23 protein-coding genes and 1 riboswitch are annotated in these 23,431 nt (G+C 72.5%); of the genes, 9 read left to right on the top strand and 14 right to left on the bottom strand.

Going from position 1 to position 23,431, the window contains the following annotated elements; all coding sequences use genetic code 11:
• Positions 1–4 precede the first annotated feature (4 nt).
• The 4 genes from ACIBST_RS12210 to ACIBST_RS12195 all read right to left on the bottom strand — a co-directional run bounded on the left by ACIBST_RS12210 (position 5) and on the right by ACIBST_RS12195 (position 2,887).
• Positions 5–415 (bottom strand): hypothetical protein, encoded by a 411-nt coding sequence (locus ACIBST_RS12210; protein WP_397171183.1) that lies wholly within the window; start codon positions 413–415, stop codon positions 5–7.
• A gap of 39 nt (positions 416–454) precedes the next feature.
• Positions 455–1,618, bottom strand: coding sequence for an ArsA family ATPase (locus ACIBST_RS12205; protein ID WP_397171180.1), 1,164 nt, complete (start codon positions 1,616–1,618; stop codon positions 455–457).
• A complete protein-coding gene (locus ACIBST_RS12200) occupies positions 1,615–2,058 on the bottom strand; it encodes an SRPBCC family protein (RefSeq protein WP_397171178.1) in 444 nt (147 codons plus the stop codon). The genes ACIBST_RS12205 and ACIBST_RS12200 overlap by 4 nt, the downstream gene beginning before the upstream one ends.
• A gap of 61 nt (positions 2,059–2,119) precedes the next feature.
• Positions 2,120–2,887: a metallophosphoesterase gene (locus tag ACIBST_RS12195; RefSeq protein WP_397171177.1), complete on the bottom strand. Its 768-nt coding sequence runs from the start codon at positions 2,885–2,887 to the stop codon at positions 2,120–2,122.
• A 128-nt stretch (positions 2,888–3,015) separates the two neighbouring features.
• Here ACIBST_RS12195 and ACIBST_RS12190 point away from each other — a divergent pair, with 128 nt between their 5' ends.
• The gene (locus tag ACIBST_RS12190; protein ID WP_397171176.1) at positions 3,016–4,761 is read left to right on the top strand and encodes an AMP-dependent synthetase/ligase; all 1,746 of its coding nucleotides are present in this window, start codon (positions 3,016–3,018) and stop codon (positions 4,759–4,761) included.
• Positions 4,762–4,764: 3 nt separating this feature from the next.
• Here the strand turns inward: ACIBST_RS12190 and ACIBST_RS12185 are convergent, their stop codons facing one another.
• Entirely contained in the window at positions 4,765–5,181 is a 417-nt protein-coding gene (locus ACIBST_RS12185) for a MerR family transcriptional regulator (RefSeq protein ID WP_397171175.1), read from the bottom strand.
• 59 nt (positions 5,182–5,240) lie between these two features.
• On the opposite strand from ACIBST_RS12185, the gene ACIBST_RS12180 reads away from it, so the two are divergent.
• On the top strand, positions 5,241–6,146 hold the full coding sequence (locus tag ACIBST_RS12180; RefSeq protein ID WP_397171173.1) for an aldo/keto reductase: 906 nt from the start codon (positions 5,241–5,243) through the stop codon (positions 6,144–6,146).
• 79 nt (positions 6,147–6,225) lie between these two features.
• Here the strand turns inward: ACIBST_RS12180 and ACIBST_RS12175 are convergent, their stop codons facing one another.
• Positions 6,226–7,008, bottom strand: a complete 783-nt coding sequence (locus ACIBST_RS12175; protein WP_397171171.1) for a DeoR/GlpR family DNA-binding transcription regulator — start codon at positions 7,006–7,008, stop codon at positions 6,226–6,228.
• A 182-nt stretch (positions 7,009–7,190) separates the two neighbouring features.
• Between ACIBST_RS12175 and ACIBST_RS12170 the strand changes: the two genes are divergently transcribed.
• From ACIBST_RS12170 to ACIBST_RS12160, 3 genes are read left to right on the top strand one after another with little or no spacing between them, the layout of a single operon-like run.
• Positions 7,191–8,474 carry an ABC transporter substrate-binding protein gene (locus ACIBST_RS12170; RefSeq protein WP_397171169.1) on the top strand — a complete coding sequence of 428 codons (1,284 nt, stop codon included), beginning with the start codon at positions 7,191–7,193 and terminating at the stop codon, positions 8,472–8,474.
• Complete coding sequence (locus ACIBST_RS12165) at positions 8,474–9,346, top strand: carbohydrate ABC transporter permease (RefSeq protein WP_397171167.1); 873 nt, start codon at positions 8,474–8,476, stop codon at positions 9,344–9,346. The genes ACIBST_RS12170 and ACIBST_RS12165 overlap by 1 nt, the downstream gene beginning before the upstream one ends.
• Entirely contained in the window at positions 9,343–10,260 is a 918-nt protein-coding gene (locus ACIBST_RS12160) for a carbohydrate ABC transporter permease (RefSeq protein ID WP_397171165.1), read from the top strand. Before ACIBST_RS12165 ends, ACIBST_RS12160 begins: the two co-directional genes overlap by 4 nt.
• Here the strand turns inward: ACIBST_RS12160 and ACIBST_RS12155 are convergent.
• The 6 genes from ACIBST_RS12155 to ACIBST_RS12130 all read right to left on the bottom strand — a co-directional run bounded on the left by ACIBST_RS12155 (position 10,257) and on the right by ACIBST_RS12130 (position 17,670).
• Positions 10,257–11,351, bottom strand: a complete 1,095-nt coding sequence (locus tag ACIBST_RS12155) for a glycosyltransferase family 4 protein (RefSeq protein WP_397171164.1) — start codon at positions 11,349–11,351, stop codon at positions 10,257–10,259. The two genes, ACIBST_RS12160 and ACIBST_RS12155, sit on opposite strands and share 4 nt — an antisense overlap.
• The gene (locus ACIBST_RS12150) at positions 11,348–13,135 is read right to left on the bottom strand and encodes a M48 family metallopeptidase (protein ID WP_397171163.1); all 1,788 of its coding nucleotides are present in this window, start codon (positions 13,133–13,135) and stop codon (positions 11,348–11,350) included. The genes ACIBST_RS12155 and ACIBST_RS12150 overlap by 4 nt, the downstream gene beginning before the upstream one ends.
• Before the next feature lie 11 nt (positions 13,136–13,146).
• On the bottom strand, positions 13,147–13,980 hold the full coding sequence (locus ACIBST_RS12145) for a hypothetical protein (RefSeq protein WP_397171162.1): 834 nt from the start codon (positions 13,978–13,980) through the stop codon (positions 13,147–13,149).
• A gap of 169 nt (positions 13,981–14,149) precedes the next feature.
• The gene (locus tag ACIBST_RS12140) at positions 14,150–14,632 is read right to left on the bottom strand and encodes a C40 family peptidase (RefSeq protein ID WP_397171161.1); all 483 of its coding nucleotides are present in this window, start codon (positions 14,630–14,632) and stop codon (positions 14,150–14,152) included.
• A 130-nt stretch (positions 14,633–14,762) separates the two neighbouring features.
• Positions 14,763–14,926: riboswitch (cyclic di-AMP (ydaO/yuaA leader) on the bottom strand.
• Between the two features lie 362 nt (positions 14,927–15,288).
• Positions 15,289–16,215, bottom strand: coding sequence for an NlpC/P60 family protein (locus tag ACIBST_RS12135; protein ID WP_397171160.1), 927 nt, complete (start codon positions 16,213–16,215; stop codon positions 15,289–15,291).
• A 132-nt stretch (positions 16,216–16,347) separates the two neighbouring features.
• The gene (locus tag ACIBST_RS12130) at positions 16,348–17,670 is read right to left on the bottom strand and encodes an NYN domain-containing protein (protein WP_397171159.1); all 1,323 of its coding nucleotides are present in this window, start codon (positions 17,668–17,670) and stop codon (positions 16,348–16,350) included.
• Between the two features lie 144 nt (positions 17,671–17,814).
• Between ACIBST_RS12130 and ACIBST_RS12125 the strand changes: the two genes are divergently transcribed.
• On the top strand, positions 17,815–18,894 hold the full coding sequence (locus ACIBST_RS12125) for a phosphotransferase family protein (RefSeq protein WP_397171158.1): 1,080 nt from the start codon (positions 17,815–17,817) through the stop codon (positions 18,892–18,894).
• Here the strand turns inward: ACIBST_RS12125 and ACIBST_RS12120 are convergent.
• On the bottom strand, positions 18,884–19,540 hold the full coding sequence (locus ACIBST_RS12120; protein WP_397171156.1) for a response regulator: 657 nt from the start codon (positions 19,538–19,540) through the stop codon (positions 18,884–18,886). The two genes, ACIBST_RS12125 and ACIBST_RS12120, sit on opposite strands and share 11 nt — an antisense overlap.
• A gap of 14 nt (positions 19,541–19,554) precedes the next feature.
• Entirely contained in the window at positions 19,555–20,802 is a 1,248-nt protein-coding gene (locus ACIBST_RS12115; protein WP_397171154.1) for a sensor histidine kinase, read from the bottom strand.
• A gap of 111 nt (positions 20,803–20,913) precedes the next feature.
• Here ACIBST_RS12115 and ACIBST_RS12110 point away from each other — a divergent pair, with 111 nt between their 5' ends.
• From ACIBST_RS12110 to ACIBST_RS12100, 3 genes are read left to right on the top strand one after another with little or no spacing between them, the layout of a single operon-like run.
• Complete coding sequence (locus ACIBST_RS12110) at positions 20,914–21,153, top strand: hypothetical protein (protein ID WP_397171152.1); 240 nt, start codon at positions 20,914–20,916, stop codon at positions 21,151–21,153.
• Positions 21,150–21,641 (top strand): PH domain-containing protein, encoded by a 492-nt coding sequence (locus tag ACIBST_RS12105; RefSeq protein WP_397171150.1) that lies wholly within the window; start codon positions 21,150–21,152, stop codon positions 21,639–21,641. The genes ACIBST_RS12110 and ACIBST_RS12105 overlap by 4 nt, the downstream gene beginning before the upstream one ends.
• Complete coding sequence (locus ACIBST_RS12100) at positions 21,638–23,308, top strand: PH domain-containing protein (RefSeq protein WP_397171149.1); 1,671 nt, start codon at positions 21,638–21,640, stop codon at positions 23,306–23,308. The genes ACIBST_RS12105 and ACIBST_RS12100 overlap by 4 nt, the downstream gene beginning before the upstream one ends.
• Positions 23,309–23,431 lie beyond the last annotated feature (123 nt).

The raw sequence follows: 23,431 nt of genomic DNA, 5'->3' as shown, positions 1-23,431 counted from the left end.
CTCCCTATCCCAGATCTATGTGTTCCACGTCGCCGCGGTCGCGGTCCCGGGTGTCGCGCTGCGGCTCGCGGGGGGCGGGCCTGCTCAGCGCGTCGAACGCCCCGCGCACCGCGGCGAACAGCTCGCCGCCCGCGGCCACCAGGTGGCCGGTCACGTCGGAGCCCGACTCCCGCTGCGCCGCGATCGCCCGGCACACCGGGCAGGCGCGGCAGATGTACTCGTCGTGGGGCTCGGACACCGCCTCGCTCCACACGTCCCGCTCCTTGCGGGCGCCGCCGCCCGTGAAGGAGTTGTAGACGGTCTTGCCGACCTGGCGCGTGGCGCGCCCCTGGATCGTCTCGAACAGCTTGCGCGCCTCGTCGGCCACGGTGCCGATGGGGTCCCTGCTGGGATCTCTGTCGTTGTTCTCGGTCATCTGGCCCTCCCTGCGTATGGTTCGCTCATCCTGCTCAACTCATTCGGAGCCGGATTCGCTCCCCACACTGAACCGTATTCTCAGCGCGCCGTCGCGGAGCACGGCAGAGCCGATCTTCCTGCGGGCCAGCGCCGCGGGCAGCGCCAGGATCCTGCGGTACGGGCCGGCGGTGATGATGAGCTCGTCGCCCTTGCGGGCCAGGTCGACGTCGTCGTGGTCGGCGCCGGGCAGGGCGAGCGTCAGCTCGTCGGCGCTCAGCCGCAGCGGCGGCTCGACGGCGGGCGCCGCGAACGGGTCGGTCTCCCCGTAGACGGAGGCGCCCAGCTCGGCCAGCGCGCGCCGGCCGACCGGCTCGGCGGGCAGGTAGGGAACGGTGTGGACGGGCAGCGGCGCGAACGACTCCTCGGCCTCGGCCAGCAGCCTGGCCTGGGCGCTGACCCAGTTGGCCCGCCACTCGTCGGCGCCGCCTGCCGGGAAGACGCGGTTGGCGATGACGGCGTCGACGCGGTACCCGTACAGGTTGAGCGAGGTGAGGGTGCGCCTGGCCTCGGCGAGCACCACCGCCTCGGGGGTGAGCACGAGCCGCACGGACGCGCTGTCGCCGGTGAGCAGCTCGCGCACCTCCATCAGCCCGCGGTGGAAACGCTCGGCGGCGTTCATGACGTCGTCGCCCGGCGCGCTGACCCTGGCCACGCTGCGCATGAACGGCGAGACGACCTTGACCAGCTTGCGGCCGACCGGCATGAGCCTGGTGACGTGCCAGTCGAGCGCCTCGGGCAGGGCCAGCAGCCGCAGCGTCTCGGCGGTGGGGGCGCAGTCGATCACGATGACGTCCCAGGCGCCCTGGCGGGCGTGCTCGCGCAGTTCGAGCAGGGCGATGACCTCCTCGGCGCCGGGCAGGACGGTGATCTCCTCGGAGGTGATCTCGTCGAGGCCCAGCTCGGTGAGCACGCCCCTGGCGTAGTGCTGCAGGTCGCCCCAGTGGCGCTCCAGCGTCTTCTGCGTGTCGACCTGGTGCAGGTGGAGGCCCGGCGCGATCTCGCCGGGCTCGACGGCGAGCGCGTCGGCCAGCGAGTGGGCGGTGTCGGTGGAGACGATCAGCGTCTTGAGCCCGCGCTCGGCGGCCAGCGTGGCGGTCGCGGCGGCGGCGGTGGTCTTGCCCACGCCGCCCTTGCCGGTGAACAGCAGGACCCGGGGGCTCACCGGGTACGGCCCTCGACGCGCTTCTTCAGTCCCTTGAGCGCGGTGTCCACGATCACCTTCTCGGCCTTGCGCTTGATCATCCCGATCATGGGCACCGTGAGGTCGACGGTGAGCTCGTACGTCACGTCGGTGCCACTGCCCGTCTCGGCGAGCTGGTAACTTCCGCGCAGGTCGCCGACCATCTTGCCCGGCTCGGCCACCTGCCAGCGCACGCCGTCGTCGCCGTCCCAGGTGTAGGCCAGGGTGTAGGTGTCGTTGATCACGCCCGCGTCGAGGACGAACCGCACCTGCTCGGGCCGCCCGTCGGCGCCCGTGGTGACGACCTCGGCGCGCTTGATCGATCCGGCCCATTCCGGATAGGCGGGGAAGTCGGCGATGACCGCCATGACCTCTGCGCGGCCGGCGCCGATGGTGGTGCTCGAAGTGGTGCGATCAGCCATGCGACCACCGTAATGCAGAATCCGCCCGTTGCGGCGGAGCGCCGGTCACGGGCCGCCCGGCTCACCATTCCAGGACGAACGGCTCACCTCTTCCCCGGAAGTGGCCGACGTTCACGCACTCGGTGCGGCCCACGCGGGCGCGGCGGTGGAGAGGCTGGTGGACGTGGCCGAACAGGGCGTAACGCGGCTGGGTGCGCCGGATGGCCGCCAGCGTGGCCTCGCTGCCGCGCTCGAAGCGCCTGGCCACGACGTCGTAGAGCAGCTCGGGCACGGCGGGCGGGATGTGGCAGCACAGCACGTCGACCTCGCCGATCGCCTCGACCTTGGCGGCGTACTCCTCGTCGCCGATCTCGTACGGGGTGCGGTAGGGGGTCTTCAGGCCGCCGCCGACGAAGCCGAAGCGCAGGCCGCCGATCTCCACCACCTCGCCGTCGAGCACCTGATGGCCTGGTTTGAGGTAGTCGGGCCACAGGCGGGGAATGTCCACGTTGCCGTAGGTGAGGTAGGCGGGGGTGGGCATGGCCGCGAAGAGGGTGGCGTACTGGGCGCGCACGTTGCGCTCGATGTGCTCGCGCGGGTCGCCGTCGAGGGTGGCCCACAGGCGCGCCGACATGGCCCTGGCCTCGTCGAAGCGCTTGGCCGTGCGCAGGGCGATGAACTCGGCGGCCCGCTCCGCGCCGAACAGGTCGGCGAAGATGCCGTTGGCGTGGTCGTCGTAGTCGATGAAGAGGATCAGGTCGCCCAGGCACACCAGCGCGTCGGCGCCCTCGCCCGCGCGGGCCAGCGCGTCGGCCCTGCCGTGCACGTCACTCACCACGTGGACCCTCATGGGGAAATCCTAGGTGGGACGGCTGCTAGCGTGATGAACGCCCTTCATAACGCTCCCATGACGATGCTACCGGCGCGTAACTTAAGGCGGTAACGTCCAGGCGGTCCCCGTAGAGGAGTTGAAAGTTCGTGCGCGAGTACAGCGTCCCCGTCCTGGTCGATGTGCCTGCCTCAGCAAGCCTGCCCGACACGGTCTTCGACCGGGCCGAGCGGGAGCCCGGCACCGTGATCATGCGCCGCAAGACCGACGACGGCTGGCCCGTCGTGACCGCGGGCGAGTTCCGCGACCAGGTGGTCGAGGTGGCCAGGGGGCTCATCGCGGCCGGGATCGAGCACGGCGACCGGGTCGCGCTGATGTCGCGCACGCGTTACGAGTGGACGCTGGTCGACTACGCCCTCTGGTCCGTCGGCGCGGTCACCGTCCCCGTCTACGAGACGTCGTCGGTGGAGCAGGTCCGGTGGATCCTGGCCGACAGCGAGGCCAAGGCGGCCTTCGTCGAGCTCGACGCGCACGAGGAGACCGTCCGCGAGGCCGCGCCCGAGCTGAAGGCCGTCTGGCGGGTCGAGGGGCGGCTCGACGCGGAGGGCGTGCCCGGCTCGGCCGTGGAGGAGCGCAGGAAGAAGGTCGTCGCCGCCGATCTGGCCACGATCGTCTACACCTCGGGCACCACCGGCCGTCCCAAGGGCTGCCGGATCACCCACGACAACCTGCTGTTCACCGCGCTCAACGTGCTGCGCGGGCCGCTCGACCCGCTGTTCAGCTCGAAGGACCCGGCGGCGCTGCTGTTCCTGCCGCTCGCGCACATCTTCGCGCGGATGATCCAGGTGGTGCTGGTCGAGGCCGGCGCGATCATGGCGCACACCCCGAACATGAAGAACGTCGCCCCCGACCTCCAGGACTTCAAGCCGACGTTCCTGCTGGGCGTGCCGCGCGTGTTCGAGAAGGTCTACAACGGCGCCGAGCAGAAGGCCGCCGCGGGCGGCAAGGGCAAGATCTTCGCCCGCGCCGTCGACGTGGCGGTGGCCTGGAGCAAGGCCGAGGCGTCCGGCGGCGCGCCGCTCGGCCTGCGGCTGCGTCACCTGCTGTTCGACCGGCTGGTCTACGCCAAGCTGCGGGCGGCCACCGGCGGCCGGCTGTCGGCCGCCGTCTCCGGCGGCTCGGCGCTCGGCGACCGGCTCGGCCACTTCTTCCGGGGCGTCGGCATCGAGGTCTTCGAGGGCTACGGCCTGACCGAGACCTCCGCCCCCATCTCGGTCAACATGCCGGGCGCCAACAAGATCGGCACGGTCGGCAAGCCGCTGCCGGGCGTCTCGGTCCGCATCGGCGACGACGGCGAGATCCTGGCCAAGGGCCGCAACGTCTTCCACGGCTACTGGAAGAACGACGCCGCCACCGCCGAGGCGGTCGACGCCGACGGCTGGTACCGCACGGGCGACGTGGGCGAGCTCGACGCCGACGGCTACCTGCGCATCACCGGCCGCAAGAAGGAGATCCTGGTGACGGCCGCGGGCAAGAACGTCGCCCCCGGCCCGCTGGAGGACGCGCTGCGCGCCCACCCGCTGGTGTCCCAGGCCATGATCGTGGGCGAGGGCCGTCCGTTCGTCGCCGCGCTGGTCACGCTCGACCCCGAGGCGATGCCCGCCGGTCGCGGCGCGGCCGAGCTGCGCACCGACCCGGCGATCCTGGCGCAGGTCCAGGAGGCCGTCGACCGGGCCAACGGCATGGTGTCGAAGGCCGAGCAGATCAAGAAGTTCACGATCCTCGACACCGACCTCACCGAGGAGAGCGGCCACCTGACGCCGACGCTGAAGGTCAAGCGCAACCTGGTGATGCGCGACTACGCCAAGGAGATCGACGAGCTCTACGGCCACTAGCCGTCAGGCGGCCCCGACGAGCTCGCCTGCCAGCTCACCGGCCAGCTCGCCTGCCAGGTCACCGGCCGGGTCGCCGGCCCGCTCGGTCGCGGTCAGGATCGCGGCCAGGGCCTGGCGGGCGGCCTGGAGCTCGGCGAGCTGCTCGTCCAGGCCGGTGAGCCGGCCGCGGAGGTGGCCGAGGGTGCACGGGTCCAGCACCTCGCCGGAGCCGGAGGCGCACGGCAGCACGTCCTTGATCACTTTGGTCGGCAGGCCGGCGGCGAGCAGCGTGCGGATGCGCCGGACCACGACGGGCGCGTCCGTCCCGTAGCGCCGGTGACCGCCGTCGGCCCGGTACGAGGTCAGCAGCCCCTGCTCCTCGTAGTAGCGCAGCAGCCGGGGGCTGACCCCGGTCTCCGCGGAGAGCGCGCCGATCTTCACGTGATGCTCCTCACACCCGCTTGCATCTCGCATCGATGTGAGCTTCTAGCGTGACGTCCATGAGAGAAATTCCTCGCGAGACTGTACAGACATTCACCATTGGCGGGGACCTGGAGGTTCGCCGGATCGGCTACGGGTCGATGCGGCTGGCCGACGCCCCCGATCCCGCGCGCTCGGCGATGGAGGCGCCCATCTGGGAGGCGCCGGCGGACCGGGCGGGCGCCGTGGCGGTGTTGCGCCGGGCGGCCGAGCTGGGCGTGAACCTCTTCGACACCGCCGACTCCTACGCGCTCGGCGCCAACGAGGAGCTGATCGCCGAGGCGCTGCACCCGTACGGGGACGGTGTGGCGGTGGCCACCAAGATCGGCGTGCTGCGGCCCTCGCCGGCCGAGTGGGTGCCGCTCGGCCATCCGGCCTACCTGCGCCAGCAGGCCGAGCTGAGCCTGCGCCGGCTGCGGGTGGAGCGCATCGACCTGCTCCAGCTGCACCGCCTGGACCCGGCCTACCCGCTCGAAGACCAGATCGGCGCGCTCAAGCAGCTCAGGGACGAGGGCAAGGTCCGGCACATCGGCCTGTCGGAGGTGAGCGCCGGGGAGCTGCGCCGGGCGGCGGAGATCACGCCGATCGCGGCCGTGCAGAACATGTACAACCTGGCCACCCGGCAGCACGAGGACGTCGTGGAGCACGCCGCCGCGCACGGCATCGCGTTCCTGCCGTTCTTCCCGATCGCGGCCGGCTCCCACGCCGGGCCCGGCACGCCGCTGGCGGCGGTGGCGGCCGAGATCGGCGTCACCCCGGCCCAGGCGTCGCTGGCCTGGCTGCTGCGCCGCTCCCCCACGGTGATCCCGATCCCCGGCACCTCCTCGATCGGGCACCTGGAGGAGAACGTGGCGGCGCTGTCGGTGGAGCTCTCCGACGAGCAGCACGACCGGCTGTCGGCGGCGGCCGCCGTCTCGCCTTCGTGACGGGCCTCACCTTCACGACGAACCTCACCCTTCATGACCGGCCTCACCTTCATGACGGGCCTCACCTCCATGACCGGCCTCAGTCCGTGACGGGTCGCGGCTCCGCCAGGACGAGCCGGCCCGCCCGTTCCGACAGCGCCTGCCTGGCCGGCTCCGGCAGGCCGGTGTCGGAGACGACCACGTCGGCCTCGCCCAGCTCGGCGATCGTGCTGATGCCGACGGTCCCCCACTTGGTGTGGTCGGCCAGCACGACGAGCCGGGAGGCCGCCTCGACCAGCGCGCGGTCGGTCTCGGCCTCCATCAGGTTGGGGGTGGTGAAGCCGGTCCGCGCGGTCATGCCGTGCACGCCCAGGAAGAGCAGGTCCACGTTGAGCCGGCGGATGGCGGCGACCGCGACCGGGCCTACCAGGGCGTCGGACGGGGTGCGCACCCCGCCGGTGAGCACGACCGTCTGGTCGGGACGGCCGGCGTGCTGGAAGACGTCGGCGACCCGGACGGAGTTCGTCACGACGGTCAGGCCGGGGATCTGGCCCAGGTGGTGGGCGAGCGTCCAGGTCGTGGTGCCGGCCGACAGGGCCACGGCCGTGCCGGGGCGCACGAGCGCGGCGGCGTGCCCGGCGATGGCCTGCTTCTCCTCCTCCTGCTGCACGGACTTGGCGGCGAAGCCGGGCTCGTTCGTGGATCCGATGGTGGTCGCGCCGCCGTGCACCTTGGCCAGCAGGCCGCGCTCGGCCAGCAGCTCCAGGTCGCGCCGGATCGTGATGTCGGAGACGCCGAACGTGCGCACCAGGTCCACGACCCTGACGCCGCCGTTCTGCCGGACGAGGTCCAGGATCGCCTGCTGACGCTGCGGGGCGAGCATCGCATCACCAGATCCCAACAGGTTCCGACACATCCCGTCCGCATCATGACATGGCATCGACTCGGTGAATGCGTCGAAAACGCCATGAAACAGTGCGTTGACAGCGGTGGGGCTTCGTCTTTCGATGAATGGGTGTGAGCGAACTCGGGGGAATCTGAAGGGTCCGGCAAGGAGGAACCATCATGGACCGACACATGCCGATCTCCCGCCGTCGTCTTCTCGGAGCCGCCGCGTTCGGCGTGCCCGCCGTCCTCGCCGGGTGCGGCTCCGGCAGCCCCTCCACTGGGCCCGGCAGGTCGTCCGGCGGCGGCCTGGGCACGGTCACGATCGGCTCGAACGCCTCCGACGAGGTGCCCAAGAAGGCTCTGGAGACCGTGCTCAAGGGCTTCACCCAGGCCGTCCCGAAGGTCAACACGGTCGACCACAACACGTTCCAGGAGAACATCAACCGCTATCTCAAAGGCACGCCCGACGACGTGTTCACCTGGTTCGCCGGGTACCGGATGCGCTTCTTCGCCGAGCAGGGCCTGGCGACCGACATCTCGGACGTGTGGCGGGAGATCGGCGGCGACTACACGCAGGCGTTCAAGGACCAGTCGACCGGCGCCGACGGCAAGCAGTACTTCGTGCCGTTCACCTACTACCCGTGGGCCGTCTTCTACCGCAAGAGCCTGTGGCGGGCCAAGGGGTACGAGCCCCCGAGAACCCTGGACGAGTTCACCGCCCTGGCCAGGAGGATGAAGGCCGACGGGCTGATTCCGATCGCGTTCGCCGACAAGGACGGGTGGCCGGCGATGGGCGCGTTCGACATCCTGAACATGCGCACGAACGGCTACGACTTCCACATCTCGCTCATGGCCGGCAAGGAGTCGTGGACCGACCGCAGGGTCCGGCAGGTCTTCGACACCTGGCGGGGGCTGATGGAGTACCACCAGCCTGCGGCGCTCGGGCGTACCTGGCAGGAGGCCGGGCAGTCGCTCGCGCAGAAGAAGACCGGCATGATCCTGCTCGGCATGTTCGTCGCCCAGCAGTTCCCCGAGGCCGACCGCGACGACATCGACTTCTTCACCTTCCCCGAGATCGACCCGGCCCACGGCACCGACTCGATCGACGCCCCCATCGACGGCTACATGATCTCGGCCAAGGCCCGGAACGTGGACGGCGCCAAGGCGCTGCTCAAGCACCTGGCCAAGGGCTCGTCCCAGAACGAGGCGACCAGGCTCGACCCGGGGACGCTGGCGTCCAGCTCCAAGGCCGACACCAGCGGCTACAGCGCCCTGCAGAAGCGCGGCGCCGAACTGGTCTCCCAGGCCACCCACCTGGCGCAGTTCCTCGACCGCGACACCCGGCCGGACTTCGCCTCCACCGTGATGATCCCGTCCCTGCAGGCGTTCGTCGGCGCGCCGGACGAGATCGACTCCCTGCTGGCGAGCATCGAGAAGCAGAAGGCCACCCTCTTCCGCTGATGACCGTCAGAACCCGTCGCTACTCCGCCCGGGACGTGACCGTGCTGGTCATCGGGCTGGGGATGGCCGTCATCGTCAACGTGGGCCTGATCTGGGGGCCCGCGCTGGCCTCCGTCGCGCTGTCCGGCACCGACTGGAACGGCATCGGGCCGATCGAGTGGGTGGGCGGGCGGAACTACCACGACCTGGCCACCACCTATCCGCCGTTCTGGTCGGCGGTGCGCAACAACGTGTTGTGGCTGGGCTTCCTGGGGCTGGTCGCGACGCCGTTCGGGCTGTTCTGCGCGGTGCTGCTGGACCGGCGGCTGCGGTGGTCGCGGGTCTACCAGAGCGCGCTGTACCTGCCGGTCGTGTTGTCGCTGGCCGTGGTGGGCTTCATCGCGCAGCTCGTCTACTCCTCCGACTACGGCGTGCTGAACGCGGTCACCGGCCTGACCGTGGACTGGCTGGGCGACCGTTCGATCAACATCTGGGTGGTGATGGTCGCGGCCGGCTGGCGGCACGTCGGCTACGTCATGATCATCTACCTGGCCGGGCTCAAGGCCGTGGACCCGGCGCTGAAGGAGGCCGCCGCCATCGACGGGGCCACCGAGGCGCAGGCCTTCTTCCGCGTGGTGTTCCCGACGCTGCGGCCGGTCAACGTGATCGTGCTGGTCATCACCGTGATCGAGGCGCTGCGCGCGTTCGACGTCGTCTACGCCGTCAACAAGGGCAGGAACGGCCTGGAACTGCTGTCGGTGCTGGTCACCGAGAACATCGTGGGCGAGGCCGGCCGCATCGGCTTCGGCTCGGCCATCGCCGTGATCCTGCTGGTGATCTCGCTGGGGTTCATCGTCACGTACCTGTCGCAGCTGTTCAAGGAGGAGCGATGACGCTCACCGCGCCCGCCGCCGCTCCCCCGGCGCAGGACCGGCGGCCGCCCGCGCGCCGGCCCGTGCGGCCGCTGCGCATCCTGCTGCACGCCTTCCTCGCGCTGGTCGCGCTGGGCTGGGTGCTGCCGCTGGCCCTGTCGGTCTACGCCTCGCTGCGGCCGTACGAGGAGACGGCCCGGCTGGGCTACCTGTCGGTGCCCGAGCACCTCACGCTCGGCTACTACGGCGAGGCATGGAGCCAGGCCGAGCTGCCCCGCTACTACCTGAACACGCTGATCATCGTCGTCCCCGGGGTGCTGGTCACGCTGGCGCTGGCCTCGTTCACGGCGTTCGCCGTCGCGCGGGTGCGCGTCCCGGGGCGCAAGGCGCTGCTGATCGTGTTCACCGCCGGGAACCTGATGCCGCCGCAGGTGCTCATCACCCCGCTGTACACGCTCTACACGCTGGTGCCGCTGCCCGCCTGGCTGTCGGACTCCCAGTCGCTCTACGACTCCTACCTCGGGCTGATCCTCATCCACGTGGCGTTCCAGTTCGGCTTCTGCGTCTTCGTCATCGCGAACTTCATGCGGACGATCCCGGAGGAGATCACCGAGGCGGCGCTCGTGGACGGCGCGAGCGTGTGGAAGCGCTACTGGCGGCTCACGCTGCCGCTGTGCCGGCCGGTGCTGGCGGCGCTGGCCACCCTGGAGTTCACCTGGATGTACAACGACTTCCTGTGGGCGCTGGTGCTGATGTCCTCGGGCGACAAGCTGCCGGTGACCTCGGCGCTGAACAACCTGCGCGGCCAGTTCTTCACCGACTACAACCTGCTGGCGGCCGGGTCCCTGCTGGTGGCGCTGCCCACGCTGGTCGTCTTCCAGCTCCTGCACAAGCAGTTCGTCGCCGGGCTCACGCTGGGCTCGACCAAGGGTTAGGAGGGGCGCAGCAGGGCGTGGAAGCGGGTGGCGACCTGCTCCCACGTCCACTCGCGGGTGATCCAGTCGCGGCCGCGGGCGCCCATCTTGCGGGCGCGCGCGGGGTCGCGGAGCAGGTCGGTGACGGCCTGGGCGACGTCCGCGACGTCCGCGCCGTCCACGACGAGGCCCGTCTCGCCGGGACGTACGGCGTCCGGGGCGCCGCCGGAGTCGCCCGCGACCACCGGCAGGCCGGTCGCCGACGCCTCCAGGAAGACGATCCCGAGGCCCTCGACGTCCACGCCGTTCCAGCGGGTGCGGCAGGGCATCGCGAAGACGTCGGCCGCCGCGTAGTAGCCGGGCAGGCTCGCGGCGGGGACCGTGCCGGTGAACCTGATCGACTCGTGCCCGCCCGCCAGGCGCTCCAGCCGCGACCGGTACGGGCCGCCGCCCACGAGCAGCAGCACCGCGTCCGGCACCGCGCGCAGCACCCTGGGCCAGGCCCGGATGAGCTGGTCCTGGCCCTTGCGCGGCACCAGCCGGGACACGCAGGCCACCACCGGCCGGCCGTCGAGGCCGAGCGCCGCCTTGGCGGCCCGCGGGTGGAACTGGTCGGCGTCGACGCCGGGCGCCAGGCGGACGAGCTTGTCCGGCGGGATCGCGGCGGCCAGGCGCTGCCGCGTGTAGTCGCCCAGGTAGGTCACCACGTCGGCGTGCGCGCCGATCCTGCGCAGCACCGAGCGGAAGCCCGGCGCGCCCGCCCACGACGCCTCGTGGCCGTGGGTGAGCATCACCACCCGCCGCGCGCCCGCCGCGCGCAGGCGGGGCGCGAGCAGGCCGAGCGGCGCGGCCGCGCCGAAGACGACGGTCTCGGCGCGGTGCTCGGCCACCAGCCCGGCCGCCCTGCGCGCGACGGCCGGGGTGGGCAGCATCAGCCGCGTCGGGTGCCGGACGACCCGGTACGGCTGACGCCGGTCGAACTCCTCGCTTCCCGGCCAGGCGGGGGCGTAGACGGCCACGCCCGGCGTGCGGAGCGCGAGTCCGTGCACGAACGACTGGATGCCGCCCGGCCTGGGCGGGAAGTCGTTCGTCACGAAGACCACGTCGGTCACGGTTCGGGGACGCCGTTCAGTCTCGCCCACGAGCGGGCCAGGGCGATGCGCTCGGGGCTGGAAGGATGGGAGGCATAGAGCACATATTCCACCGCATCCGGCGACAAGTCGGAAATGTTGGTTATGGCGAGGCGTTTCTGCATCGCGACGAACGTGGCCGGATCCCTGGTCAGGTCGAGGGCGTGCACGTCGGCCCGCGCCTCGACGTGCCGCGTGATCAGGTTCTGGGCCGGGTCGGAGACCAGCGAGGCCAGCGTCATCAGCCCCATGAGCACGCCGACCGCCCGCGGGTCGGCCACCGAGGCGATCCCCGTCCGCCGCCGCAGCGGGCCGACCAGCAGGAACAGGCCGATCGCCCCGAAGGCCGCCAGCAGGCCGCCGAGCAGCGTGCCGTCGAGCACGTCGGCGTGCTTGGCGTGGCCCAGCTCGTGCGCGACCACCAACTCGACCTCCGACTCCGGTGCCTTGAGCAGCGTGTCGTAGACGACGATCCGGCGGGTGGCCCCGAAGCCCGACACGTACGCGTTGAGCGCCGTCGTGCGCCGCGAGGCGTCGGCGACCAGCACGTCCTCGACCGGGACGCCGTCCCGCTCGGCCATGGCCAGCAGCTCCGAGCGCAGCGAGCCCTGCGGCATGGAGGTGAAGTCGTTGAACAGCGGCTCGAACACCACCGGGTAGACGTACGACACGCCCAGGGTGAGCGCGAACGCGCCCACGGCGGCCGGGATCCACCAGCGGCGCACCTTGCGGGCCAGCGCCACGAGGGCGAGCAGCATGACGGCCATCAGCAGCACGCTGACGCCGGTGTTCTTGAGCCGGTCGGCGGTCCAGCCCGCCCAGTCCTGGGTGGACAGGCCGTAGTCGCGCAGGATCGTCTCGAACCACATGCCGAGCGGCCACCGCAGCGCCTCGGTGATCGCGGTGAGCACCACCACGCCGAGGACCACCCGCACCCACCACGGGCCCCTGAGCACGCCCAGCACCTTGGCCGCGAACGGCGTCAGGACCAGCAGCCCGGCGAACAGGACCGTGAGGCCGAGCGAGATGTAGCCGGGCAGGGAGGTGGCCGCGTCGAACGCCTGCGCCCTGGCGATCTGGGCGGCGCTGAAGTCGCGGGCGGGGTCAGCGGTGACGGCGGGCGCGCCCGCCGCCAGGACCCGCCAGGGGGTGGTGAACCCGGCCACGGCCAGGATCACGCCGCCGACCAGGGCGAGGGCGGCGCCGGCTGCGCGCCTGGAGCGGGATTCCGCGCGTTGCCGTTCGCGGGCGATCAGGTGCTCCGCCGTTCCCGTCAGCTTGCCGGTTCCTGGACGGACGGCGTCCTCGGCGAAGGTGGCGGCGGGGTCGCCCTTGCCCTTGCCGTGCCCCTTGCCCTTGCCCTTGCCCGTGCCGTGCCCCTTGCCCTTGCCCTTGCCCTTGCCGTTGCCTTTTCCGGGGTCGTCCGTGTCCGCGGGGGGCTGGGGGGCGCGGGTGGCGTGGGGGCGGTCGTCGGGGGTTGCGGGCTGGGGGTGGCGGGGGTCCTCGGTGTCGGGGTCGGCGTCCGCGTCGGGGCGGGCGTCCGGATCGTCCGGGTCGTCGGGGTGGCCCGGGGATTCGGGGGGCTGGTTGGTGCCGGACGGCTCCTGCGGCGCGCCGTCGCCGGGCCGGTCGCCGCCGCCGCCGTCCCTGATGGCCACACCGCCGCCGTGTGCCGCCGCGACCGCCGTGCCGGGCTCGTCGGCCCCTGCGGCGACCGCTCCGGCGGGCTCGTCCCCTTCCCGGGGCGGGTCGTTCCGCTCGCTCATCTGCCTCCCCTTCACGCGAGCTGCTGTCGTACGTACTCGCGCCACCGTGCCGCCAGCGTCTCGGCGGTGAGCCCCACGGAGGCGAGCGCCTGATCGACGCCGGCCACGCGGGCATCACGGTAGAGCCGTACCAGGGTCCCGTCACCGAACCGGTCTGCGAGGAAGCGACACGCCATCCAGGCCTCCTGGTACGCCCGCGCGAGCCGTCCGGGATCGGCGGCCGTGGGGGCGAAAGCCGCAGGTCCGGGCAACTCGCTCGGCAGCCGCCCTGCCCGTACGTCGGCGGCGAGTTCGGCGGCGGCCGTCCCGGCGGGGAGCCCGGCGTCGCGGTAGGCCACGTAGTCGGCGAACCCCTCGTACAGCCAGACGGGCAGCCGGTCGGTGCCCGCGGCGACGTGGGTGAGCTCATGGGTGAGGACGACGTCGCGTCCCGTGGGGGTGAGCCGGGCGAAGGAGCCGGGCACGACGATCACCCTGGCGCCGTCGGCCACCGCGGCCAGGCCGTCGAGCGGGCCCGTGCTCGCCAGGCGGGCCGCCTCGGCGTCGGAGTCGGGCACGACGACCAGCGCGCGTACCGGCCGGCCGAGCACCGCGGACACCCGCCGTCCTGCGAGGTCCGCGCGGCGGGCCAGATCGGCCAGCAGGCCGGGGTCGGCGCGGTGCCCCACGACCACGGACCGCGCGCCGCGGGCCACCCGACCGCCGTCGCTCCACAACCCGCGCGCCCCGGCGGGCAGGACGGCGGCGGGCGGCGCGTCGGCGACCACGAGAACCGCCGTCGCCAGCAGCAGGACCGAAAGGAGCCGGCGCGGACCGCGGAGGGACGGACGCACCTGCGAGGACACGGCCCGATGCTAGTAGGTCCACGCCCCTCCCTGCCCCTCCAAGAGACCGGCCCCCGCACGAGACCGCCCCTTCACGAGACCGGCCCCCGCGCGAGAACGGCCCCTTCATGGGGCCGGGCATGCGACAGGCCCCGGCCCGGACCGGGGAGGGTCCGGGCGGGGCCCGTTGTCACGCGCCGGGACGCACCGCGCCGACGAACGACGACTTCCGCCATCCGCCCAGTTTGTCGATGCGCACCCGTTCGCCGGTCCGCGGCGAATGGACCATCTTGCCGTGGCCGACGTACATGCCGACGTGGCCCAGCCCGTTGAAGAACATCAGGTCGCCCGGCTTGAGATTGCGCCAGGAGACCTTGCGCTTGATGCGGGCGAACTGGCTGCTCGCCACGCGAGGGAGTCGCACCCCGGCCTTCTTCCAGGCGTACTGGACGAGTCCGGAGCAGTCGAACGCACCAGGGCCCGTGGCCCCGTACCGGTACGGGTCGCCGACCTGGTGCCTGGCGACGGCGACGGCCCTGCGGGCCTTCGACGTCTGCCGGGCGGCTCTGGCCGCCTTGGCCGACCTGACGGTCTTCGCCGACCTGGCCGACCTTGCGGTGGCCGCCTTGGCGGTGCTGGACACCGCGGTGAGCCTGGCGGCCGATTCGCTCACCGTCTGCGCCCCGGCCGGCACGGCATGGAGAACCGCACCTCCGGCCGTCACGGTCATCGTGAGTGCGACGCCCCTCAGGGCAAGACGGGACAGACGGGGGTTATGCAGGGAGGTAGACAGGATTTCTCCTTGTGTCTTCCACGAACGCCTACCGGGTTAGCTGACGGATTCGGGCCTGGAAGTCGCCCTACGGCGCGATGACGCGCCGATTCACCCCTGATCCCGGGGGATTACGGGATCTTTGGGTCCCCGGCTCCGTGCCTCCTGGCTGCACGGACTCGGCAGGTCGCCGCCCGATGGTTGTGCCTGAACGGGGATATCGGCGGCGACCGCTGGATTTTTATCTGGTCCGCATCGGGGTTCCGATGTCGATTCGCGGTGCGCATGGCTTGCTGACCGCGACGCCAGAAACTACGCCGAAGGTTCAAGATTTGGCAAAGGGAGACACGGCCTGTAAAGATCAGATAAAGGTGTAAGTAAAGGGTGAAACCCCTGTTGGAGCCGAGGGTTCCGTTACCGGTTTGTGACCCTTCTCACACTTCACGGCACACCCGATTGTCAGGGCCCTTTCACCCCGTTTGTCCCGTTCGTCCCAACGGTCGCGGGCACGCCGAAGCGGCCCGCGATTCCGGTCGCGGACAGTCCCCGGAGGGGATTCAGGGGCGGATCGCTCCGACGAGGGGGCGGCCGTAGTCGGCGAGGCGGACGACCTTGACGACGTCGCCCGTCTGCGGCGCATGGACGATCTTGCCACCGCCCGCGTAGATGCTGACGTGCCCGAGCCCCTCGCTGAAGATGAGGTCCCCCGGCTGGAGGTCCTTGAGGTCCACCTTGCGGCTCGCGCCCCAGGCCCACTGCTGCCACGTCGTACGCGGCAGCGAGACTCCGGCGGCCCGCCAGGCGGCCTGCGTCAGCCCTGAGCAGTCGTAGCCGCGCGGGCCCGTGCCTCCGTAGATGTACGGCTTGCCCACCTGGGCGAAGGCGAAGCCCAGGACGGCGGCCGCGCTGCCCGAGGCCGGACCGGTGTACTTGATGCCGGTGCTGTTGGGGTTGCCCGGGTTGTAGGCCCCCAGCTTGTCCAGGAGCTTCTTCTGCTGGCCGACCAGCTTCAGCACCTCGGCCCGCTCCCGCTGGACGGCGTCCCGCTCCTTGTCGGCGTCGGCGAGCGCGGTCTCGGCGTTGTCGCGCTCGGCCTTGAGCCCCTTGTTCTCGCGGTCGAACGCGGCCAGCTTCTCCAGCCGCTCGCGCGAGAGCTGCCCGGCCATGGCCAGCCCGGCCAGCAGGTTCTCGGGGTCGTTGACGCCGACCATGCCGGGCAGCGAGGTGACGTCCCCGCCCAGCTTGTACGAGTCCACCGCCACCCTGATGATCTCGGCACGGAGGTCGGCGACCGTCTGCAGCTTCTGCTTGTAGCGGTCGTTCAGCCTGGTGTAGGCGTCCTTGGCCTTCTTGTAGTTCTCGGTCGCCGTGTTGTACCGGTCGACGACCTTGTCGGCCTTGTCGTTCAGCTTCTCCAGCTTGGCCTTGGCCTGTTTGAGGGTGGGCTTGGGATCAGCGAGCGCCGCACCCATCGGGACCGTCATCAGTCCGATCGCGAGACCCGCGGCCACCGTCACCCGGCCAAACCTCACAGCGTCGCCTCCCAGGGATTACACCTGGGGCGAAATAGTACAGAAGTGGCGGGTGGGGTCTCGCCAATAGTGCTAATTCGTAACTTATGCGCGGCCCAACCGGCGCAGCAGCAGACCGGACGGAACCGGTCTGGCTCCCATCCGGCGGACGGACTCGGCGACCTCGCGGTCGGAGGAGACGACGGCGATGGCCCGGCCGGGCGGCTCGGCCCGGACGAGCTGGCGGATCAGGTCGTCGGCGATCTCCCCCGGCGCGCTGAACAGCACCCGCACCCCGCGCGGCGCCACCACCTGCACCGGCGCGTTGAGCTCGGCGCCGTCGAAGATCACCGTCACCTCGACCCGGGTCTGGGCGACCAGCCCGCCGAGGCCGGTCATCAGCCGGTTGCGCTGGTCGGCGAGGGTGAGCGTGCCGTAGCCGGTCTTCGTGACGTTGTAGCCGTCGATGATCAGGTGGACCTGCGGCAGCGCCAGGAGCTGGTCGAGGAGCTGCGGGTCGTCGTCGGCCAGGGCCCGGGCGGGCACGCCGCGCACCCCCGGGCGCTCGCCGGTGCTGGCCGCGACCGAGTCGGCGGGACGGCTGATCGTGGTGGGCAGCGCCAGCTCCCTGCGCAGCCCGGCCGAGGCGTCCTGGAGGGCGTCGAGCAGCACCCTGATGCGGGCGTCCTCGATGCTGCGGCCCTCGCGGGCGGCCCGGCGGGAGGCTTCGAGCTGCCTCTCCACGTCGGCCAGGCGCTCGCGCAGGCGGCGCAGCTCGGCCTCGCCCGCGTTGCCGGCGGTGGAGGCGGCGTGCCGGGCGTCGTCGGCGGCCTGTTCCATCTCCTCGGCCCGGCGGGTGGCGGCCTTGGCCCGCTCGCGGGCGTCGTGGAGCTTGCGCCGCAGGTCGGAGTTCTCGGCGCGGGCCGCCTTGATCTGCTCGCGCAGCCGGTCGGCCTCCTCCTTGGCGGCGGTCTTCTGGGCGGCGAGCTGCTCGCGCAGCCGCGTCACGGCCTCCTCGCGCTCGGACCCCTCGGCCGCCACGGCGGACTGCTCCAGGTCGGCGCGGGCGGTTTCGATCATCTCCGCCCAGCCGGGCGGCCTGGTGAGATAGGCTGCGGCAGCCACCAGCACGGGGTCGGCGGCGGGCGGCACGCTGCCCTCGGCCAGCGCGGCGACCAGCTCGGGCCAGCCGGCGGCGACGGACTCCGCGACCAGTTCGCGGAACTTCTTGTCGTTCTCCAGTTGCGCGGCGATCGGCGCGCTGCCCAGTTTGGCGCGCTTGCGCGGGTCGAACTTGGCGATGCCGCGCAGCGGCGGCGGCACGGAGACGGCGGGCATCGTGCCGAGAACCTGCGCGGCCAGGTCGACGACGTTGAGGCGCACCTGCTCGGGAAGCGGGCGAGACAGGCCTTCACCCGCTGAACTCATCCCACTTGTCCCTTCGTGACATGCCCTTTCAGACAAGGGTACGGCTCTTGCGTACCTGACCGTAACGGTCCCTTGAACCTAGACAAGCGCTTGGTAGGGGGTATACGACTGAGCCGGGGCAGCGATCCGGCGTGGAGGTGAGCGGTGACGGAACAGATGCGCACGTCCACGCGTGACCTGGAGGAACTGCGCGAGCGGGCGTCCCGCTGGCTGCGCGGCCGGGTCGGCGGGGACGCCACGGTGTCGGAGCTGTCGCGGCCCGCCGGCAACGGCATGTCGAGCGAGACGCTGTTCTTCACCGCCACCTGGGCCGCCGGGACCCGCAGGTGCGTGGCCAGGCTCGCACCTGCGGAGGAAGCCGTTCCGGTGTTCCCCTCCTACGATCTGCGGGCCCAGTTCGAGGTCATGCGGCTGGCCAGGGAGAAAGCTGGGATCCCAGCGCCCAGGCCGCTCTGGTTCGAGCCCGACCCCGCGCCTCTCGGGACGCCGTTCTTCGTCATGGAGCGGGCCGAGGGCGACGTGCCGCCGGACGTCATGCCGTACACGTTCGGGGGCTGGCTGCACGACGCCTCCCCCGGCGACCGGCGGCGGCTGCAGGAGGCGAGCGTCGGGCTCGTGGCGGCGCTGCACGAGACGCCGTACACCGGGCAGGACGTCGCGGTGCTCGGCCCGCTCGCCCCCGGCGGCACGGACGGCCTGCGCGCGCACGTCGAGGCCCAGCGCGCCTACTACCGGTGGGCGCACGGCGCACGGCCGATCCCCGTGCTGGAGCGGGCCTTCGACTGGCTCGGCTCACACTGGCCGGACGATCCCGGCCCCGACGTCCTGACCTGGGGCGACGCCAGGATCGGCAACGTGATGTACCGCGACTTCACGCCGGTGGCGGTGCTGGACTGGGAGATGGCCGCCGTGGGCCCGCGCGAGCTGGACGTCTCCTGGATGATCTTCCTGCACCGCTTCTTCCAGGACCTCGCGGTGACGATGGGCCTGCCCGGCATGCCGGACTTCATGCGCCGCGACGACGTATGCCAGAAATATCGCGAAATAACTGGCTACGAGCCCCGCGACCTCGACTTCTACGAGATGTACGCCGCCCTCCGCCACGGCATCATCATGGCCCGGGTGTGGCAGCGCCGGATCCACTTCGGCGAGCAGCCCATGCCGGACGACCCCGACGACCTGGTGCTCCACCGGGCCGCCATCGAGGAGCTGCTCACCCGCTAGCGTCGTAGACCAGCAGCGCGATCTGCACCCGGTTGTTCAGGTCGAGCTTGGTCAGGATGCGCGAGACGTGCGCCTTGACCGTGGGCACGCTCATGAACAGCTCGCGCCCGATCTCGGCGTTCGACCGGCCCTGCCCCACGGCCAGCGCGACCTCGCGCTCCCGCTCGCTCAGCCGGCCGAGCAGCCCCCGCGCCCGCTCGGTGCGGTCGCGCCCGCCCCCGTCGGACACGTGCGAGATGAGCTGCCGGGTCACCGCCGGCGACAGGATCGGCTCCCCCGCGGCCACCCGCCTGACGGCGTCGACCAGGTCGCCGGGCGGGATGTCCTTCAGCAGGAACCCGGCCGCCCCCGCGCGCAGCGCCCGCACGACCTGGGCGTCGGCGTGGAACGTGGTCAGCACCACGACCTCGGGCGGCGCGGCGGTGCGGCGCAGCGCCTCGGTCGCGGTGAGCCCGTCGACGCCCGGCATGCGGATGTCCATCAGGACGATGTCGGGCCGGTGCTCGGCCACCCGCGGCGGCACCTCGGCCCCGTCGGCCGCCTCGCCCACGATCTCGATGTCCGCGGCCCCGCCGAGGATCATCGACAGCCCGGCCCGCACCATCGCGTCGTCGTCCACGATCAGCACCTTGATCGGCGCGTCCATCGGCCCTCCGTCGTTCAACGTCCGTCCCCGTCCTGCTCCGGCGGCCACGGCAGCCAGGCGCGCACCCGGAACTCGCCGCCGGTCACGCCGTGCTCCAGCCGGCCGCCGGCCAGCTCGGCCCGTTCGGTCAGCCCGATGAGCCCGGCGCCCGCCCCCGGCATGCGCGTGCCGTGCCGCGACCACACCGGGTTGCGCACCTCGGCCGTGACCCCCTCGCCCGGCTCGCCCGCCACGGTCACGGTCACCGGCGCGCCCCCCGCGTGCTTGCGCGCGTTCGTGAGCGCCTCCTGCACGATGCGGTAGACGTTGCGGCCCGCCCCGGCCGGGACGCCGGCCGGGACGCCGGCCGGGACGCCGGCCGCGGCGGCCAGGTCGAGGCGTACGTCCATGCCGGCCTGGCGGCACTCCTCGACCAGCGCGGGCAGGTCGGCGAGCGTCGGCTGCGGCCGGTCGGGCACCGGGTCGGCGGCCCCCGGCGGGGTGTGGCGGAGCACGCCGATCACCTCGCGCAGGTCCTGGAGCGCCAGGTGGGCGTTGCTCCTGATCGCCCCGGCGGCCCTGGCGACGTCCTCGGCGGGCGCGTCGGGACGGAACTCCAGCGCCCCGGCGTGCAGGCTGAGCATCGAGATGCGGTGGGCCAGCACGTCGTGCATCTCGCGGGCGATGCGCTCGCGTTCGAGCCGTTTGGCGTCCTCGGCGGCGGTCTCGGCCCGTTGCCTGAGCGACCAGACGAGCTGCCGCCTGGCCCGGATGACGATGCCCCAGGCGTACACGGTGAGCACGATCGTGACCCCGAACGCCGCGTTCCACAGCGGGCTCAGCTCTTCCTGGGGCCGCAGCAGCACGTACGGGGCCAGGGTGACCAGCGACAGCAGCGCGAGCGGCCCGGAGACCTTGAACGGCCGGTGCACCGCCACCGTGAACAGCGCCACCACCGAGGCCCCGCCGACGAGCTCCAGATAGGCCGACAGCAGGGTCGTCACCAGCGCGAACGCCACCGGCCAGCGCCGCCGCAGCCACACCCCCGCGCAGGCCAGGGCCCCCACGATCTGCTCGACGGCCAGCAGCGGCTCCGGCTCGTGCCGGATCTCCTCCAGGCTGACGAACGTCAGGCCGCAGGCCAGCAGGAACAGCGCGATGTCGGAGATCCAGTCGAGGGTCGAGCGCCGCACCCGGCCCCCGCGCCCGTCGCCGAGCAGCGTGGACGGCAACGCCCACCGGTATTCCAGGGCCGGATCGCCCTCCCCCCGCAGTTCCCTCACATTCGTCGAGGTTATGCCCTGCGCGGGAGCCGGCGACAGCGACCAAAGTCGGTGTCGCCGCAGACCGATGGCCGAGGCGGGCGGACCGCCGCCGCGGCGAGTGTGGACGGCATGAAAGCGGTGGTGGAGGTGTTCGGCTGGCTGCTGATCCTGCAAGGGGTCGGCGGGCTGCTCAACACGCTGTTCGGCTGGTGGGGGTGGGCGCACGGCCTGCTCGTGGTCAATGTCCTGCCCTTCCTCGACGGTTACGAGGTCTTCGCGGCCGTCGTGATCGGCGTGCTCGGGTTCGCGCTGCTCGCGGTGGCCGACGCGGCGGGGCGGACGGCCGGCGGGGCGGAGGAGGGCCGATGAGCGGGACCGAGCTGCGTCCGCCGCGGCACCGTCCCGACCGCCGGGCGGTGGCGTGGTGGACGGTGCAGTGGCTGGTCCTGATGGTCCCCGTGGCGGTGGCGGCCGTGGGCGCGTACCTGGTGTTCACGCCGCGCACGCCGGGGCTGGGGGTGGCGGCGTGGGCGTTCGCCGGGGTGTGCCTGCTGGTGGCGCTGGCCGAGCCGCGGGCGGCCTACCGGGTGCAGCGGTGGGAGGTCACCGAGGAGGCGGTCTACGTCCGCCAGGGGTGGCTGACGCACACGTGGAAGGTGGCGCCGATGTCGCGGATCCAGCGGGTCGACACCGAGCGGGGGCCGGTGCAGCGGCTGTTCGGGCTGGCCGACGTCACCGTGACCACCGCCTCCTCCGCCGGGGCCGTCAAGATCACCGCCCTGGACCACCGGCTCGCCGCGGACCTGGCCGAACGGCTCACCGCGCGCACCCAGGCGACGCCCGGGGACGCGACGTGACCGGCTGGCAGCGGCTGTCGGGCCGGGGGCTGGGGAACGCGGCCGTCAGGTCGCTGGCGTTCGTGGCCGGCGCCGTGGCCGCGCTGGCGCGGTTCCTGGTGGGCCGGGACTGGGAGGCGGGCGGCGTCGTCGCCGCGTGCGCGGGGGCCGCCGTGCTGATCGTGGCGGGGGCGGTGGCCTACGAGGCGGCCCGGCTGCGGACGACCGCCTGGCGGCTCACCGCCGACCGGCTCGAACTGCGCTCCGGCGTGACCGTCCGGCAGCACCGGGCGGTCCCGCTGGACCGGGTGCGCAGCGTGGACCTGCGCGCCGACCCGGTGCGCCGGGCGTTCGGCCTGGCCGTGGTCAGGGTCGGCACGGGCGAACGCGCGGCCGAGGGCTCGGAGCTGGTGCTGGACGCCCTCGACCGGCACTCGGCCGAGATGCTCCGCCGCACGCTGCTGCGCCAGGACGCGCCCGCGCCCGAGGACGGCCCCCTGGCCGAGCTGCGCTGGTCGTGGATCCGGTACGCGCCCCTGTCGGTCTGGACGTTCACCGGGGCGGCCGTGGTCCTGGGCGCGGCCTACAAGGCGCTCGGCGCCGTCGGGCTCAAGGACTTCACCGACCGGGCGGCGAGCGGCCTGTGGAGCTGGGTGAGCGCGCAGCCGTGGCTGGCGGTCCCGCTGGTCCTGGCGCTCAACGCGGCCGTCGGCGCGCTCGGCGCGTTCCTGCTGTACGCCGAGTCCTGGGGCCGCTACCGCCTGGAACGCGAGCCCGGCCGGCTCAGGCTGCGCCGCGGGCTGCTGACCACGCGGTCGCTGACCCTGGAGGAACGGCGGCTGCGCGGCGTCGAGATCAGCGAGCCGCTGCTGCTGCGGCTGGGCGGCGGCGCCCGCGTCAAGGCCGTCGCGACCGGCCTGGCCAAGACCGACGACGAGACCGAGGACGTGGCCGCCCTCACCCCACCGCTCCCCCGCGCCGAAGCCGCCCGCATCGCCGCCGCAATCGCGAACACGCCGGCAGGCGCCGGAGCCAGGGCAGGCGTCGGCACAGGAGCCCGCACAGGCTCCGGCACGAGAGACAGCGCGGCGATCGGCCCAAGGGACGGCGCGGGGCTCGGCACGAGGGACAGCGCGGGGGACGGCGCGGGGGACGGCGCGGCGATCGGCGCGGGGGGCGGGTCGTTGATCGCGCATCCGGCGGCGGCCGGGCGGCGGCGGGTCGTGCGGGCGCTGGTGGCCACGGTCGTGCTGGCGGCGGGCGCGGGGCTCGCCTGGTGGCTGCTGCCCGCGTCGTGGCCGCGCGCGTGGGTGTGGGCGGCGCCCGTCCTGGCGCTCCCGGCCGGGTTGTGGCTGGCCGCCGAGAGCCGGCGCGCTCTCGGTCACGCGCTGGGCCCACGGCATCTGGTCATGCGCCGCGGCGCGCTCGTCCGCCGTACGGTGGCGCTCGACCGGGCGGGCATCACCGGCTGGACGTTCCGGCAGTCGTTCTTCCAGCGTCGCTCGGGCCTGCTGACCGTCTCGGCCTGCACGGCCGCGGGCAGCGGCCACTACGAGGTGCTGGACGTGGGTCGCAGCGACGGCCTCGACCTGGCGGCACGCGCGCTGCCGGGACTGCTGGACCCGTTCCTGACCAGCGGACCGGGCGGCGCACCGGGCGGCGGACGATCCGGCGGAAGGAGCGGCTGACGGCAGGCCGCGTGATCCACCACGGTTGCCCATGCCCCTGTAGCGGACAAGCGTGATCGCGCGGCCCGGCAGCTTGCTGGTCAATACGCTATTTGTCGCGCTTGCAACCGAGTTGCAGCCTTG

The organism is Nonomuraea sp. NPDC049684 (assembly GCF_044465345.1).
In the GTDB taxonomy this organism is placed as follows: Bacteria; Actinomycetota; Actinomycetes; order Streptosporangiales; family Streptosporangiaceae; genus Nonomuraea.
Note: the sequence above shows the minus strand (reverse complement) of the source record. Positions and strands in the feature narration are given on the sequence as shown.